The organism is Rhodococcus pyridinivorans, from assembly GCF_900105195.1.
GTDB lineage: Bacteria > Actinomycetota > Actinomycetes > Mycobacteriales > Mycobacteriaceae > Rhodococcus > Rhodococcus pyridinivorans.
Genome location: NZ_FNRX01000002.1, coordinates 2,799,583 through 2,814,459 on the forward strand (window position 1 = coordinate 2,799,583; position 14,877 = coordinate 2,814,459).

General features: G+C 72.4%; 14 protein-coding genes. 9 read left to right on the forward strand and 5 right to left on the reverse strand.

Annotation, left to right across the window (positions count from 1 at the left end; translation table 11 throughout):
* Positions 1-119 precede the first annotated feature (119 nt).
* The gene (locus tag BLV31_RS13290) at positions 120-707 is read left to right on the forward strand and encodes a hypothetical protein (protein WP_033098325.1); all 588 of its coding nucleotides are present in this window, start codon (positions 120-122) and stop codon (positions 705-707) included.
* Positions 708-731: 24 nt separating this feature from the next.
* Here the strand turns inward: BLV31_RS13290 and BLV31_RS13295 are convergent, their stop codons facing one another.
* The gene (locus tag BLV31_RS13295) at positions 732-1,073 is read right to left on the reverse strand and encodes a hypothetical protein (protein ID WP_006554803.1); all 342 of its coding nucleotides are present in this window, start codon (positions 1,071-1,073) and stop codon (positions 732-734) included.
* A gap of 232 nt (positions 1,074-1,305) precedes the next feature.
* Between BLV31_RS13295 and BLV31_RS13300 the strand changes: the two genes are divergently transcribed.
* The 5 genes from BLV31_RS13300 to BLV31_RS13320 all read left to right on the forward strand — a co-directional run bounded on the left by BLV31_RS13300 (position 1,306) and on the right by BLV31_RS13320 (position 6,367).
* Entirely contained in the window at positions 1,306-1,644 is a 339-nt protein-coding gene (locus BLV31_RS13300; RefSeq protein ID WP_006554802.1) for an RNA polymerase-binding protein RbpA, read from the forward strand.
* A 259-nt stretch (positions 1,645-1,903) separates the two neighbouring features.
* The gene (locus BLV31_RS13305) at positions 1,904-2,284 is read left to right on the forward strand and encodes a chorismate mutase (protein WP_019289573.1); all 381 of its coding nucleotides are present in this window, start codon (positions 1,904-1,906) and stop codon (positions 2,282-2,284) included.
* Positions 2,285-2,292: 8 nt separating this feature from the next.
* The gene (gene pabB / locus BLV31_RS13310) at positions 2,293-4,464 is read left to right on the forward strand and encodes an aminodeoxychorismate synthase component I (RefSeq protein ID WP_064061916.1); all 2,172 of its coding nucleotides are present in this window, start codon (positions 2,293-2,295) and stop codon (positions 4,462-4,464) included.
* The gene (locus BLV31_RS13315; protein ID WP_064061915.1) at positions 4,461-5,375 is read left to right on the forward strand and encodes a prephenate dehydrogenase; all 915 of its coding nucleotides are present in this window, start codon (positions 4,461-4,463) and stop codon (positions 5,373-5,375) included. Before pabB ends, BLV31_RS13315 begins: the two co-directional genes overlap by 4 nt.
* Positions 5,372-6,367, forward strand: a complete 996-nt coding sequence (locus BLV31_RS13320) for an AurF N-oxygenase family protein (protein WP_006554798.1) — start codon at positions 5,372-5,374, stop codon at positions 6,365-6,367. Before BLV31_RS13315 ends, BLV31_RS13320 begins: the two co-directional genes overlap by 4 nt.
* Positions 6,368-6,458: 91 nt before the next feature.
* On the opposite strand, the gene BLV31_RS13325 is transcribed toward BLV31_RS13320, so the two are convergent.
* Genes BLV31_RS13325 through BLV31_RS13340 form a run of 4 tightly spaced genes read right to left on the reverse strand, consistent with a single transcriptional unit; the run spans position 6,459 to position 11,031 of the window.
* Positions 6,459-7,235 carry a polyprenol monophosphomannose synthase gene (locus BLV31_RS13325; RefSeq protein ID WP_006554797.1) on the reverse strand — a complete coding sequence of 259 codons (777 nt, stop codon included), beginning with the start codon at positions 7,233-7,235 and terminating at the stop codon, positions 6,459-6,461.
* Positions 7,235-8,863, reverse strand: a complete 1,629-nt coding sequence (gene lnt / locus BLV31_RS13330) for an apolipoprotein N-acyltransferase (RefSeq protein WP_064061918.1) — start codon at positions 8,861-8,863, stop codon at positions 7,235-7,237. Before lnt ends, BLV31_RS13325 begins: the two co-directional genes overlap by 1 nt.
* A complete protein-coding gene (locus tag BLV31_RS13335; RefSeq protein ID WP_064061914.1) occupies positions 8,860-10,470 on the reverse strand; it encodes an amidohydrolase in 1,611 nt (536 codons plus the stop codon). The genes lnt and BLV31_RS13335 overlap by 4 nt, the downstream gene beginning before the upstream one ends.
* 18 nt (positions 10,471-10,488) lie before the next feature.
* Positions 10,489-11,031 carry an FxsA family protein gene (locus BLV31_RS13340; RefSeq protein WP_064061913.1) on the reverse strand — a complete coding sequence of 181 codons (543 nt, stop codon included), beginning with the start codon at positions 11,029-11,031 and terminating at the stop codon, positions 10,489-10,491.
* A 105-nt stretch (positions 11,032-11,136) separates the two neighbouring features.
* Between BLV31_RS13340 and BLV31_RS13345 the strand changes: the two genes are divergently transcribed.
* From BLV31_RS13345 to BLV31_RS13355, 3 genes are all read left to right on the forward strand, one after another.
* Positions 11,137-11,901, forward strand: a complete 765-nt coding sequence (locus tag BLV31_RS13345) for a TSUP family transporter (RefSeq protein ID WP_064061912.1) — start codon at positions 11,137-11,139, stop codon at positions 11,899-11,901.
* 63 nt (positions 11,902-11,964) lie between these two features.
* Positions 11,965-13,476, forward strand: coding sequence for a TldD/PmbA family protein (locus tag BLV31_RS13350; RefSeq protein WP_064061911.1), 1,512 nt, complete (start codon positions 11,965-11,967; stop codon positions 13,474-13,476).
* Positions 13,473-14,843, forward strand: coding sequence for a metallopeptidase TldD-related protein (locus tag BLV31_RS13355; protein WP_064061910.1), 1,371 nt, complete (start codon positions 13,473-13,475; stop codon positions 14,841-14,843). Before BLV31_RS13350 ends, BLV31_RS13355 begins: the two co-directional genes overlap by 4 nt.
* Positions 14,844-14,877 lie beyond the last annotated feature (34 nt).

Genomic DNA, 14,877 nt, shown 5'->3' on the forward strand with positions numbered 1-14,877 from the left:
CTCTCCTTATTCTCGAAGCGGCCGTCACCTTCGTGCCCCCGTGCCGCGACCCGTGCGTGATCGGATCGCGACCGGATCGTCTCGTCCCGCCCGCTCGACCCGATTCGAAGGAGCCCGAGATGTTGCGTCGCCGATCCGCCCCGCTCGTCACCGCCCTGCTCGCCGCAGCCCTGCTCGCGGCCCCCGCCCAGGCCGCCGCCGACACCGCCCCGCCGGGGGTGCCGCTCGATCAGCTGCGCGCGGAGGTCGCCGACTCCCCCGAGACCCTCGCCGCGCTCGAGCGGCTCGTCGCCGACTCCGGCTCGGCGGATCCGTTCGCGCCGCCACCGAAGAACATCCCGCAGCCGTTCTCGTCACCCGCACCGACCGTCGGTCCGGGCTGCGGCGGCGGTTTCGTGCCGTTCGCGATGACCACCGCGTGGGTGCATCCCGGCCCGCACGGTCAGGTGCCGTTCGGGTCGATCGAGGTGATCGTCGAACCCACCGCCGGTGCGCCGGTGACCGCCTCGGACCTGAAATTCGTGTGGATCAATATGGAGAACATCCGGGCCGGGGTCGCCACCCTCGACAACAACGGCGGCGGATTGCAGTCCACAGTGATCGACAGCGGTCCCGGCGCGGTGCTCGGCGCCCTGTTCGGCTCGCTGCAGTACGCCAACGGTGCGTTCTGCCAGGTGATCTACACCATGGGTGGCTTCTTCGCCTGAGCCCGCGCTCCCCGATCGGGGCGGTCAACGCAGTCGTTCGGCGTCGCGGGCCAGATCGAGCAGCTCCGCGCACAGGGCGGTCAGCTCGTCGGCCGCGGCGCCCTCGGCGACCGCGGTGGCGACGTCCTCGGCGGCGCAGCGCGCCCGGAACGCGCGGTCGGCGAGTGCCTCGACCTCGCCGGCGGTGAGCACCACCGAATCCTCGGGCAGTCCGGCGCGGCGGGCGCTGCTGCGCTGCTCGTAGGCGCGTTGCCGACACGACTGGCGGCAGTAGCGGCGTCGCCGCCCGGTGCCGATCTCCGGTACCGGGCGCCCGCACCACAGGCACGTGCTCGCTCGGGTGTCACGTCCGGTCACGAGCGTCACTGTACTGCCCACCTGCACCCCCGGCGGGGCGGCGGGAACCCCGGACGCACGGGCCGGTGCGGGCACCGTGCGCGCGGCGGTGCGGCGAGTCGGTAGACTGGTCCCTCGGCTCCTCGGTGGGCCGCGGGAACGGAATCGGCTCCGCAGACGTTGAGCACAGTGGACGTCGAGCCCGGTGTCGATGCCGCACGGCATCGTCACCCGGGCGGAGCACACAAGGAAGGACACCACCATGGCAGATCGTGTACTGCGAGGCAGCCGACTCGGGGCGGTGAGCTACGAAACCGACCGCGACCACGATCTGGCGCCGCGGCGAATCGCGCGCTACCGCTGCGACAACGGCGAGGAATACGACGTGCCGTTCGCGGACGACGCGGAGATCCCCGGCACCTGGATCTGCAAGAACGGCCTCGAGGGCACCCTGGTCGAGGGCGCCGCACCGGAGCCGAAGAAGGTCAAGCCGCCGCGTACCCACTGGGACATGCTGCTCGAGCGTCGCTCCGTCGAGGAACTCGAGGACCTGCTCAAGGAGCGCCTGGACCTGCTCAAGGCCAAGCGCCGCGGCGCCTGACACCCGCGCCGCCGAACACGTACGTGTGCCGCCCCGGACGATCGTCCGGGGCGGCACACGTCGTTACGGACCCCGCAAGCGCAGCCCGACGGGACGGTGGTTCCGCGAATTCGATTGCGGCCCCGCCACGAATCGATCAATCGTCGATATCGGCCGGACGGTGCGTGCAATCATGATCGCACGCCGATCGATCATGATCGGCACGCCCGATCCACGACCTTCGCGCCGGTGCTCCGGCGGGTCGCTTGCAAGGGGGTGAATGTCCGTGACCGACCGTCACCACACTGCGGCGGACGCGCCGTCGACACAGGCCGCCGCCGATTTGGCCGACCTGCGTGCCGAACTCGACGACATCGACCGGACCCTGCTCGACGGGATCCGCGCCCGCCTCGAGGTGTGCGGACGCGTCGCCGAACTCAAGCAACGCCACGGCCTCGACGTGCTGCAACCCGGCCGCATGGAGGTCGTGCACCGCCGCGCCCAGGACTACGCGCACCGGCACGGCCTGTCCGGCGACTTCGTGCGCTCGCTGTACACCCTGCTCATCGACGAGGCGTGCCGGGTCGAGGACCGCATCGTCTCCGGCGGCGCCCCCGCGGACCGGGTCGGCTCCGGTCGCCGCGGCGACGGCACGAACTGAGGCCCGTCGTGTCCGCGCCCCGACCGATCCGCACGGTGTTGATCGACAACTACGACTCGTTCACCTACAACCTCTACGACCTGATCACCCGCGTCAACGGCATCCCGCCGCGGGTGCTCACCAACGATCGCAGCTGGGACGAGCTCGTCGCCGATCCGTTCGACAACATCGTCATCTCCCCCGGCCCGGGCCGACCCGACCGGGCCAGGGACTTCGGGATCAGCGCCCGCGCCCTCACCGACGCCGGGGTGCCGCTGCTCGGGGTGTGCCTGGGCCATCAAGGGCTGTGCCAGCTGTTCGGCAGCGCCGTGATCACCGCCCCCGAACCGGTGCACGGCCGCACCAGCCCGATCCTGCACGACGGCACCGGCCTGTTCGCCGGGCTGCCGTCGCCCTTCGAGGCGGTGCGCTACCACTCGCTGATCGCCGACCCCGTCCCCGACGAGCTGGTCGCCACCGCCCACACCCCGGACGGGTTGCTCATGGCCGTCGCGCACCGGCACCGGCCGCTGTGGGGGGTGCAGTTCCATCCCGAATCGATCGGCACCGCCCACGGCGCGCAACTGCTCGCCAACTTCCGCGACGCCACCCCGCCGCGCAGCCCGATCACCGTCACCGCCCCCGTCGATCCGGAACCGGTACCCGAACCGGCTCCGCGCTATCTGCTGGCCAGCCGCCGGCTGCCGCTGCACCCCGACCCGTCCGCGGTGTACGAGGCGCTCTTCGCCGCCGGCCCGCACGGCTTCTGGCTCGACGGCAGCGCCGCGCTGGAGCCGCAGTCGCGGTTCACCGTCCTCGGCAACGGCGCCGGACCCCGCGCCGACTACCTGACCTACCGGGTCGGGGAGGGCATCGTGCGCGAACACCGCGCCGACGGCACCGTCGAGGAACACCGCCGCCCCGTCTTCGACCATCTCACCGCCCGCCTCGCGGAGCGCCGCGCCGCCGCCCGCGACGACCTGCCGTTCGGGTTCGCGCTCGGCTACGTCGGGTATCTCGGCTACGAACTCAAGGCCGACGCCGGCGCGCAACTCGTGCACACCTCCCCCTACGCCGACGCCGCGCTGGTCTTCGCCGACCGGGCGGTGATCGTCGACCACGACGACCGCTGCTGCTATCTGCTCGCCCTGACCGAGGACACCGACGATCCCGAGACCCTTGCCTGGTTCGACGCGACCGCCGCGATCCTGTCGGCGCTGCCCGAACCGGTGACCGACGAGCAGATCCCGGTGCCGCTGATCGGCGCGGACGGTGGCCCGCAACTGCGGCTGCGGCACTCCCCGCAGCGCTATCTCGATCTGATCGCCCAGTGCCAGAACGAGATCCGCAGCGGCGAGACCTACGAGGTGTGTCTGACGAACACCGTCACCGTCGACGGCGGCATCGACCCGCTGAGCACCTATCGGGCGTTGCGCCGCATCAGCCCCACCCCCTACAGTGCGCTGCTCGACTTCCCCGAGGTCGCGGTGCTCAGCGCCTCCCCGGAACGGTTCCTGCGGATCGACGCCGACGGCACCGTCGAATCGAAACCGATCAAGGGCACCCGCCCACGTGGCCGGACCCCCGGCGAGGACGCCGCGTTGCGGGACGGACTGTGGGCCAGCAAAAAGGACCGCTCCGAGAACCTGATGATCGTCGATCTGGTGCGCAACGACCTGTCGCGGGTGTGCGTGCCCGGCTCGGTGCACGTGCCGGCACTGTTCGCGGTGGAAACCTATGCGGCGGTGCATCAGCTGGTGTCCACGGTGCGCGGCACGCTGCGTCCGGACGTCTCGGCGGTGGACTGTGTGCGCGCCGCCTTCCCCGGCGGATCGATGACCGGTGCCCCGAAGCTGCGTACCATGGAGATCATCGACAAGCTCGAGGACGGCCCCCGCGGGGTGTACTCCGGGGCCATCGGATATCTGTCGCCGACCGGCGCCGCCGACCTGTCGGTGGTCATCCGCACCCTCGTCGCCACCGCCCACGAGGTCACCTTCGGGATCGGGGGGGCGATCGTGGCGCTGTCCGATCCGGACGACGAACTCGACGAGACCCTCGTCAAATCCGTGGTGATGCGCCGCTGCCTCGCCGCCGCGCGCGACACCACCCCGACCAACGGATCCGGGGCGGTCGGCTCCGCGGACCCGGACGATCTCGTCGACGGGCCACCGGTGCTGCCGGGGCGGGCCGGGCCGTGACCACGCCCGGCCGGGTGATCGTCGCCGGCGGATGCGGCGCCGTCGGCGCCCTGCTCACCGCCGCGCTGCGCGAGGCCGGCCGTCAGGTGCTCGTCGTCGACCCGGCCGCCGCCCCGGCTGCACCCGGGATGCTGCGCGCCGATCTGACCGCCCCCGACACCCGCCTCGCCGCGGCACTCGACGGCGCCGACATCGTGGCCCTCGCCGTCCCCGACGTCGTCGCCGGTGCCGCCCTGCCGGTGCTCGCGCGGCTGCTGCCCCCGCACACCCTACTGGTAGAGACCCTGTCGGTGAAGACCCCGATCGCCGCGGCGCTGCACACCTACCGGCCCGGCGCCCCCACGCTCGGCATCAACCCGATGTTCGCCCCCGATCTCGGATTGCCCGGCCGACCCGTGCTGACGGTGCGCCACCACGACGCACCGGTCGTGACCGAGTTCGTCGCGGCGCTGCGCGACTGGGGTGCCACCGTGGTCGAGACCACCGCCGACGAACACGACCGCATCACCGCCGCCGTGCAGGTGCTCACCCACGCCGCGATCCTCGCGTTCGGTATCGCCCTCGACCGGCTCGACGTGCCGGATGCCGCCGCGCGGGTCGCCGCGCCCCCGCACACCGTGCTGCGCGCGCTGCTCGCCCGCGTCTCCGGTGGCACCGCCGAGGTCTACCACGACATCCAGCTCACCAACCCGTACGCCGCCACCGCCCGCCGCGCCCTCGCCGGCGCGGTCGCCGATCTCGACGCCGCCACCGACGCCCTGCCCGACTTCGCGGCGCTGCTCGACCGGGCCCGCGCCGCGCTCGGCGACGGGCAACCGGCCGCCGCGCAGCTGTGCGGGCAGCTGTTCGCGGCACTGCCCCGCGATCCGGGCGCGGTCGGCGGTCCGAGCGAGGAAAGGAGCCGGACATGAACGAATCCGACATCCCCGGCCCGCAGCTGCGCGCGCCGGAACTCCCGCAGTACGACCCGTCCGATCCGGCGGAGAGCGCGGTGATCGCCGGGCTGACCCGCTCGTGGCCGCGCCGCGCCGCCGTCAAGAAACCCGAGGTCGACCTCGACGCGCTGTTCGAGGCGGACCGCGCCGACTATCCCGAGCAGATGCTGCCCTTCGCCGAGCATCCGCGTTATCTCGCGCTCGACGAACAACAACAGGCGCGGCTGCGGGCCTGGGCGTGGATTGCCTACAACAAGAGCGTCGTCGACATCGAACAGCACGTCGTCAACCCCGGCTTCGCGTTGATCACCGAGGACGCCTTCGGTATCGGCCCGTCCGACACGGTGGTCACCGGGGTGCTCCAGGCGATGGTCGACGAGCAGTACCACACCCTCATGCACCAGCAGGCCAACGTGCTCACCCGCCGCCGCCGCGGCTGGGCGCTGAAGGAGTCGGTGCTGCCGCCGTGCCCGACCGTGCGCGAGCATCGCGCCGCGGTCGCGCACGCCGAGACCCCGCGGGACGCGGCGCTGGTGCAGCTGGCGTTCACCACCGTTGCAGAGACTTCGATCAGCGCCTATCTGGCGTTGCTCACCACCGACCCGGAGCTGCAACCGGTCAACCGCGCGACGGTGGCGGTGCACCGCCGCGACGAGCTGTGCCACGCCTCCCTCGCGGGTGGGCTGCTCACTGCGGTGCTCACCGAACTCGACGACACCGATCGGGTGCGGCTGCTCGACGCGCTTGGTACCGCGGTCGCGGCGTTCACCGGCGCCGACACCTCCACCTGGGCGGCGATCATCGCGCGCGAGAACATCCCCGGCGGCGACGAGTTGGTCGCCGACACCATCGCCGTGACCGAGGGCCGGCCGGTGGTGCAGGACTGCAGCGCCATCCGCCGGCTGTGCGCGGGACTGGGGCTCGGGGAGGAACTCGACGCCCGCTGGCCGTGGCCGCGCAGCGCCTAGCGCCTCGGCCGCACAGCGCCTAGCGCCTCGGCCGCACAGCGCCTAGCGCCTCGGCCGCACAGCGCCTGGTATCCCGGCCGCGCGGGCCGAGTCAGCGGCCCAGCAGTGCCCGCAACCGCGCGAGACGGCTGCGCAGCCCCCACACGGTGACCCGCACGAGGGCCTCCTGCACGATGTTGCCGTTCATCTTCGACTCGCCGATTTCCCGTTCGGTGAACGTGATGGGCACCTCGGCGACGGTGAATCCGGCCTGCAGGGTGCGCCACGCCAGATCGACCTGGAAGCAGTAGCCGTGCGAGGCGATCGCGTCGAGGTCGAGCTTCTCGAGCACCTCACGGCGGTAGGCACGGTAGCCGCCGGTGATGTCCTGGATCGACACCCCCAGCGCGAGACGCGAGTAGATGTTGCCGCCGCGGGAGAGCACCTCGCGGTGCCACGGCCAGTTCACCACCGTGCCGCCGGGCACGTAACGGGAGCCGAGCACCAGATCAGCGCCGGCGTCGACCTTCTCCAGCAGCAGGTGCAACTGCTCGGGGGCGTGGCTGCCGTCGGCGTCCATCTCCACGAGCACCGTGTAGCCGTGCTCGAGCCCCCACCGGAAACCGGCGATGTAGGCGGCACCGAGACCGTTCTTCTCGGTGCGGTGCAGCACCGCGATGCGCTCGTCGGCGGCGGCGAGGTCGTCGGCGAGGTCACCGGTGCCGTCGGGACTGCCGTCGTCGACGACGAGGACATGGGTGTGCGGCAGCGCAGCGTGCAGCCGCGTGATGATCCGACCGAGGTTCTCCCGCTCGTTGTAGGTCGGAATGATCACCAGGGTGCGGGCGCTGGGTGCGCTGTCGTTCCCGGCCGGCGTCGCCGCTGCCATCAGAGGTCCTCCTTGTCGAACCGGCCACCGGCCGGTGCTCCTGCTGCGCCGGTGCTGGTGCGAGCTGCCGCACCGGCCTTCTCCCGCCGTCCTCGCACCAGGACGAAACCGGCGGCGGCCACGGCCGCGGCGCAGAGCACAAGCTCCGGCGCCACTCCGAGCCGATTAGCCAGCGTAACGTCTGCGCGCACGGGCACCTGCGCCACCAGGGCATCGGGCACGAACAACGGTGTGCTCTGCTGCACCCGACCGGCCGGATCGACGATCGCGCTGACCCCGCTGGTCGCCGCGACGATCACGGCCCGGCCGTGCTCGACGGCCCGCACTCGCGACATCGCCAGCTGCTGATAGGTCATCTCGGTGTCGCCGAAGGTGGCGTTGTTCGTCGGCACCGCCAGCAGTTGCGCGCCGGCGTCGATCGAGTCGCGGAACGCCCGGTCGAAGGCCACCTCGTAGCAGGTCGCCACCCCGATGTCGATGCCGCCGGCGGTGACCATGCCGTCGCCGTCGCCGGGCACGAAATGGCCGGCGCGGTCGGCGTACTCGGAGAACAACCGGAAGAACGACCGCCACGGCAGGTATTCGCCGAACGGCTGGATGATCTTCTTGTCGTGCCGCTCCCCCGGACCGGTCTGCGCGTCCCACACGATCACCGAATTGGTGGTGGTCCGGTCGTCGTTGACGAGCACCGCCCCGACGAGGATCGGCGCGTCGATCGCGGCGGACGCGGCGGAGATGTCGCGTGCGGCATCGGCGTTGCGCAGCGGGTCGATATCGGAGGCGTTCTCCGGCCAGATCACCACATCCGGGGCCGGAGCCCGTCCGGCGGTGACGTCCTCGGCGAGAGCGAGGGTGCGGGCGACATGATTGTCGAGCACCGCCTTGCGTTGGGCGTTGAAGTCCAGACCCAGGCGCGGCACACTGCCCTGGATCGCCGCGACCGTCACCGTCGACGACTCGTCGGTGGCGGTGCGCACCAGCGGCCACGCCGCCGCGGCGAGCAGCGGACCGAGCAGCGTCACCGCGACCGGCACCGTCCAGGCCCGCACGGGGCGGGGACGGCGGGAGGCGGTCAGGGCGAGGGCGGCGAGCCCGGCGCCGGTCGCGGCCACGGCGAACGACACCAGCGGGGCGCCGCCGACGACGGCGAGGGAGACGAACCCACCGTCGGGTTGGCCGAACGCCAGCCGACCCCACGGGAACCCGCCGAACGGCACGCTCGACCGCAACCATTCGGTCAGGCTCCACGCCGCCGCGATCCACAACGGCGCGACCGGCAACGACCGCAGGTGCACCACCAGCGCCCCGAACAGGCCGACGAAGACCGCCTCGGCGGCGGCGAGCGCCAACCACGGCAACGGACCGACGTACACGCCGATCCAGGGCAGCAGCGGCACCAGGAAACCGAGGCCGGCGAGATAGCCGTAGCCGAACCCCGCGCGTCGCCGCATCGGTACTGCAGTCGATACACCGACCAGGAGCGCGATCCCGACGGGGGCGAGGAACCACAGCGGACGCGGCGGGAACGACGCGAACAGCACCACTCCCGCGACGACGGCGAGCAGCGCGCGAAGCGCGACGACCCGCACCGCCCGCACGGTGACCGTCGCGAGGGGCCGGCCGGTCACCGCGCGTACACGACCCGGCCGCGGTGCACACTGCGCACCAGCACCGGATCGGCGGTGCCCGGGGCGAGATCCGGCAGCGGCGCCACCCGCGACCGCGGATCCGTCGACCACCGTTGCACCGAATCCTTCGGGGCGCTGACCACCAGCTCCCCGACCTCCCAGATCGCATACGACGCCGGCGCACCCGGATCGAGGGTGCCGGCCAGACCGTCACGGACCCCACCAGCACGCCACGCCCCGCGGGTCGCGGCGGCGAACGCCGCCCGCGGCGAGATCCCGCTGCCCTCGGTGCGGTGGTGCACCGCCGCCCGCAGCATCGGCCACGGCCGCGGCGCCGTCACCGGCGCATCCGAGCCGAACGCCAACGCCAGCCCGGTCGCTGCCAGCGGCGCGAACGCGTTCAACGCCGCGGCGCGGTCGGCGCCGAGCCGCTGCGCGTACATCCCGTCCGCCCCGCCCCACAAGGCGTCGAAGCTCGGCTGCATGCTCGCGATCACCCCGTACCGCGACAACACCTCCGCCTGCGCGACCGTCAACGACTCGACGTGCTCGAGCCGATGCCCGCGCGCGGCGAGCACCGGTCCCCCGACCTCCGCGGCGACCGCCTCGAAGGCCGCGACCGCGGCGGTGGTCGCCGCGTCACCGATGACGTGGAAACCGGCCTGAATGCCCGCCGAGGTGCACGCGCGCACGTGCGCGGTCAGCTCGTCCTCGGTCAGATAACGGGTGCCGCAGCAGTCCGGCAGATCGTCGTACGGGCGGGCCAGCGCGGCGGTGTGCGAACCGATCGACCCGTCGACGAACAGATCCCCGCCCAGGGCATCGGCGCCGGTCTCGGCGAGCAGCTCCGCGGCTTCCTCGCCGGTGCGCACCGCCTCACCCCAGTAGCCGCGCACCTGCACCGGATGGTCGGTGCCGAGCAGTTCGGTGAAGTCGTCGAGCCCGGAGATGTCGGGGCCGGCGCATTCGTGCACCGCGACGTAACCGTGCGCGGCGAAATCGTCGAGGGCCGCCAGGCGGGCGCGGGCACGCTGCGCGGCGGTCAGCCCGCGGCGGGCGGCGCCGCGCACCGCATGATGCGCCGCGGCGGTCAGCGGCTGCTGCGGATCGAAGCCGGCCAGCTCGTCGAGGGGTTCGGCGACGGCCCGCAACGCGCTCGACGCCGCCGCCGAATGCGCATCGATCCGGCCGAGATAGACGAGCCGGGCCGGGGCGGCGGCATCGAGGTCGGCGGTGGTCGGTGGCGTCGGGTCGGGCCAGCGGGTCTCGTCCCAGCCGTGCCCCCAGATCACCGCGTCGTCGTGCGCATCGGCGTGCGCGCGGACCCGGCGCAATGCGTCGTCGCGGTCGACGGCGTCGGTCAGATCCAGCCCGGTCAACGCCAGGCCGTGGCTGGTGGTGTGCACGTGGGTGTCGACGAAACCGGGGGCGACGAACGCGCCGTGCAGATCGACGATCTCGGCGTCCGGGTGCAGGGCGCGGCCGGGCCGGTCCTGCCCGACCCACACGACCGTGCCGTCGGTGACGGCCATCGCGGTGGCATCGGGGGCGCTGGCGCTGTAGATGCGGCCGCCGACGAGAAGCTGGGTGTGCGGTGCAGGGCTCACGAGTGCCCAGTCTGCCCGTTACCGCTCCTCGCGGCGGCGCGGGGTCTCCACGATCTCCCCTTCGAGCACGGTGCCACGGTCGTCGACCTGCTCGGTCACGGCCGCACCACCGGTCAGGTGCGGGGCACCACCGACGACACTGTGATCGACGACCTGCCCGTCGACCACCACCAGCCGCTGCGCGGAGAACCCGGCGGCGCGGGCCCGCCGCGCGACCAGCGTGCGCACCGCCGGACGCAGCGCGGCGCGGGACGGCAGCAACAGCAGCACCCCGAGCACGGTGCTGACGATGCCGGGAATCAGCACCAGGGCCGCGCCGGCGCCGATGAGCGCGCCGTCGGTGAGCACCCGCTCCGGGGAATTCGCGTGCGGCGCCCGGCCACCGCGCAGCTCACCGAGGTTGCGCAGCGCGCGGCGACCCAGGGCGGCAAGCACGAGATAACCGGCGGCGCTGACACCGAGGAAGATCAACACGGTGGCCAGGGCTCCGAGGGTGGAGCCGAGCCAGGCCAGCACCGCGATCTCCGCCACGACGTAGAGCACGAACAACAACGGGTACACGGCGGGACTTCCTTCCGTCGGCGGTTTCTGTCCGGTCAACGAACGGGCCACCGGTTTTGCTCCCGCACCCGACCCGCGGATGCGGCGCGTGATCGAATGGCCGCCATGACTGCAGGTGACTGGGCGTTGCTGATGACCGCCGCGACAGCCGCCGGCTGGGTGGACGCGGTGGTCGGCGGCGGCGGGCTGATCCTGCTGCCCGCCCTGTTCCTCGTCGCCCCGCAATTGACGCCACAGGCGGCGCTGGCGACGAACAAGCTCACCGCGATCTGCGGGACCGGCGCGGCGGTGCTGACCTTCGCGCGGCGCATCCCGCTGCGCTGGTCGCTGCTCGGCCCCGCCGCCCTGGTCGCCGCGCTGGCCGCGGCGGCGGGGGCGGCGGCGGTCTCGCTCATCGACCGGGAAGTGTTCATCCCGATCGTGATGGTCGTGCTCGTCGCGGTGGCGGTGTTCGTCACCGCCCGCCCGAAACTCGGCACCGGCAGCACCCGCCGCCCGTCCACGCTGCGGCTGGCCACCGTCGTGGTCACGGCCGCGGCGGTGATCGGCTTCTACGACGGGATCCTCGGGCCCGGCACCGGCACCTTCTTCATCATCGTGTTCGCGGCGATGCTCGGCAGCGAGTTCGTCACCTCGGCGGCGATGGCGAAGGTGCTCAACTTCGGCTCGAATCTCGGGGCGCTGGTCCTGTTCGCCGTCGGCGGGCACGTGTGGTGGGCGCTCGGGGCGGCGCTGGCGGTGTGCAATGTCGCCGGCTCGGTGCTCGGCTCCCGGATGGCGCTCGCCCGCGGCGCCGGGTTCGTGCGGGTGGTGTTGCTGATCGTGGTGATCGCCATGGTGATCCGCCTCGGCATCGAACAGTTCGGCTGAACCACCCCGCGGGGCTCGGTGCGGCAACCCCGATGCCGCACATCCCGGCGTTACCGTGGGCGGGTGAATGCGGTGGACGACGATTTCCTGGCCCTGCCGTTGCACGCGGCCGCCGACGCGGGCCTGACGGTCGCGCGGGCGGCGGGCGCGAGTCACGCCGATGTGCGGGTGCATCGGATCCGGACCGGGACGAGCATCCTGCGCGACGGCGCCCTGCAGGCGGCGGTGGACGACAGCGACTGCGGGGTGGCGGTGCGGGTGCTGCTCGACGGCACCTGGGGATTCGCGTCGCATCCGGTGCCCGGCCCGGACGGCGCCGCCGACGCCGCGGCCCGCGCCGTCGCGGTCGCCCGCACCCTGCGCGCGTTGAACCGGGATCCGGTGCAGTGGGCCGACGAAGCGGTCCACCGGGACGCGGTGTGGGTCTCGCCGTACGAGATCGACCCGTTCACCGTCCCCGCCGCCGAGCGCATCGCGGTGCTCGAGGACCGTTCGCGGCGATTGCAGGACGCCGTCGGTGTCGACCATGTCGCCGCGAATCTGACGCTGGTCAAGGAGCAGACCTTCTACGCCGATCTCGCCGGGTCGACGATCACCCAGCAGCGGGTGCGGATCCACTCCGACCTCGACGCGACCCGCGTCGACCGTGCGGCCGGCACCTTCGAGTCGATGCGCACCCTGGCCCCGCCGGCCGGCCGCGGCTGGGAGTATGTGGCCTCGGACCGGTGGTGGGACTGGAGCCGTGAGCTCGCCGAACTGCCCGAGCAGCTCGCGGAGAAGGCGCAGGCCCCGTCGGTGATCCCGGGCCGCACCGATCTGGTGATCGACCCGACGAATCTGTGGCTGACGATCCACGAATCGGTCGGGCACGCCACCGAATACGACCGCGCCATCGGCTACGAGGCCGCCTACGCCGGCACCTCCTTCGCCACCCCCGACCTGCTCGGCAGCCTGCGCTACGGCAGCGACGTCATGCACGTCACCGCCGACCGCACCGAACCGCACGGCATGGCCACCGTTGGCTACGACGACGACGGGGTCGCCGCCCAGTCCTGGGATCTCGTGAAGGACGGGGTGCTCGTCGGCTACCAACTCGACCGGGCGTTCGCCCCGAAGCTCGGGGTGGCCCGCTCGAACGGCTGCGCCTACGCCGATTCGGCGCATCACGTGCCGATCCAGCGGATGGCGAACGTGTCGCTGCAACCCGATCCGAGCGTCGATCGCAGCACCGCCGATCTGATCGCCGGGGTCGACGACGGGCTGTACATCGTCGGTGATCGCAGCTGGTCGATCGATATGCAGCGGCACAATTTCCAGTTCACCGGGCAGCGGTTCTACCGGATCCGCGGCGGCCGGCTCGCCGGGCAGGTCCGCGATGTGGCCTATCAGGCGTCGACCACCGAGTTCTGGGGTGCCCTCGAGGCGGTCGGCGGCGCGTCGACCTGGCAGCTCGGCGGCGCGATGAACTGCGGCAAGGCGCAACCCGGGCAGGTCGCGTCCGTCTCGCACGGCTGCCCGTCGGTGCTGGTGCGCGGCGTGAACGTGCTCAACACGGTGCAGGAAGGTGGCCGATGATCCCCGGAGACCGACTCGTCGAAACCGCCCTGGCGACCTCCCCTGCCGACGAGACCGTCGTGATGGTCACCGACAGTGCCGAGGCGTCGCTGCGGTGGGCCGGCAGTTCGATGACCACCAACGGCTCCGCCCGTGCCCGCGGCGCCACGATCCTCGCGATCCGCCGCACCCCCGACGGCGCACACTGCGGGGTGGTCAGCGCCCCGATCGTCGACGCCGACGACATCGGCGCGGTGGTTGCCGCGGCGTGGGCGGCCGCGCAGCAGGCCCCGGCGGCACCGGATGCGATGCCGTTGATCGACGGCGACGACACCGACCCGCAGTGGGGCGAAGAGGCCGTCGGCACCGACGTCGAGGTCTTCGCCCCGCTCCTCGACGGGCTCGCCGCCGGCTTCGACGACACCGACGCCCTCTACGGATTCGCCCACCACCAATCCACGACGATGTGGCTGGGCACCTCCACCGGGGTGCGGCGCCGCTGGGTGCAGCGCGACGGGTCGCTCGAGATCAACGGCAAACGCGGCGGCCTGACCGGGGCGAGCGCCTGGGTCGGCGCCGGCACCGTCGACTTCACCGACATCGCGATGGATCCGCTGCGTGCTGAACTGGCGCGGCGGCTGGACTGGGCCGGTACCCGCGTCGACCTGCCCGCCGGACGGTACGAGACGCTGCTGCCACCCTCGGTGGTCGCGGACCTGATGATCCCGCTGCTGTGGTCCCTCGACGGGCGCGGCGCCGAGGAAGGCCGGTCGGTGTGGGCCGGGCCCGGCGGAACCCGCCTCGGCGAGCAGATCGCGGCGCTGCCGGTGACATTGACGTCCGATCCGGCCGCGCCGGGATTGGGCTATGCGCCGTTCGTGGTCGCCACCGCCTCCACCGACAGCGTCTCGGTGTTCGACACCGGGATGAGCGCCTCGCGGGTCGACTGGCTCCGCGACGGCGCCCTGCACGCGCTGGCGTATCCGCGGGCCGCAGCCGCCGAATTCGGGGCCACCCCCACGGCGCCGGGTGAGAATCTGCTGCTCACCGGTGGCAGCACTGCCGATGTGGACGACATGATCGCCCGCACCGAACGCGGTCTGCTGCTGACCACCGTGTGGTACCTGCGGGAGGTCGATCCGGCGGTGCTGTTGCTGACCGGCCTGACCCGCGACGGGGTGTATCTCGTCGAGGACGGGCAGGTGCGGGCGGCGGTGAACAACTTCCGGTTCAACGAATCCCCGGTCGATCTGCTCGGCCGCGCCACCGAGATCGGCGCCACCGAACGCACCCTGCCGCGGGAGTGGAAGGACTGGTTCACCCGCACCGCGATGCCGCCGGTGCGCATCCCCGACTTCCACATGTCCTCGGTCAGCGCCGCCCACTGACCTCCGGTCCGGTCGGTGACGTCCATCGACCGGA

Excerpts from the sequence above, each read along its gene's own strand:
- BLV31_RS13290 (WP_033098325.1), top strand. The coding sequence starts at position 120 with ATGTTGCGTCGCCGATCCGCCCCGCTCGTCACCGCCCTGCTCGCCGCA.
- BLV31_RS13300 (WP_006554802.1), top strand. The coding sequence starts at position 1,306 with ATGGCAGATCGTGTACTGCGAGGCAGCCGACTCGGGGCGGTGAGCTAC.
- BLV31_RS13305 (WP_019289573.1), top strand. The coding sequence starts at position 1,904 with ATGTCCGTGACCGACCGTCACCACACTGCGGCGGACGCGCCGTCGACA.
- BLV31_RS13320 (WP_006554798.1), top strand. The coding sequence starts at position 5,372 with ATGAACGAATCCGACATCCCCGGCCCGCAGCTGCGCGCGCCGGAACTC.
- BLV31_RS13325 (WP_006554797.1), bottom strand. The coding sequence starts at position 7,235 with ATGGCAGCGGCGACGCCGGCCGGGAACGACAGCGCACCCAGCGCCCGC.
- BLV31_RS13345 (WP_064061912.1), top strand. The coding sequence starts at position 11,137 with ATGACTGCAGGTGACTGGGCGTTGCTGATGACCGCCGCGACAGCCGCC.
- BLV31_RS13355 (WP_064061910.1), top strand. The coding sequence starts at position 13,473 with ATGATCCCCGGAGACCGACTCGTCGAAACCGCCCTGGCGACCTCCCCT.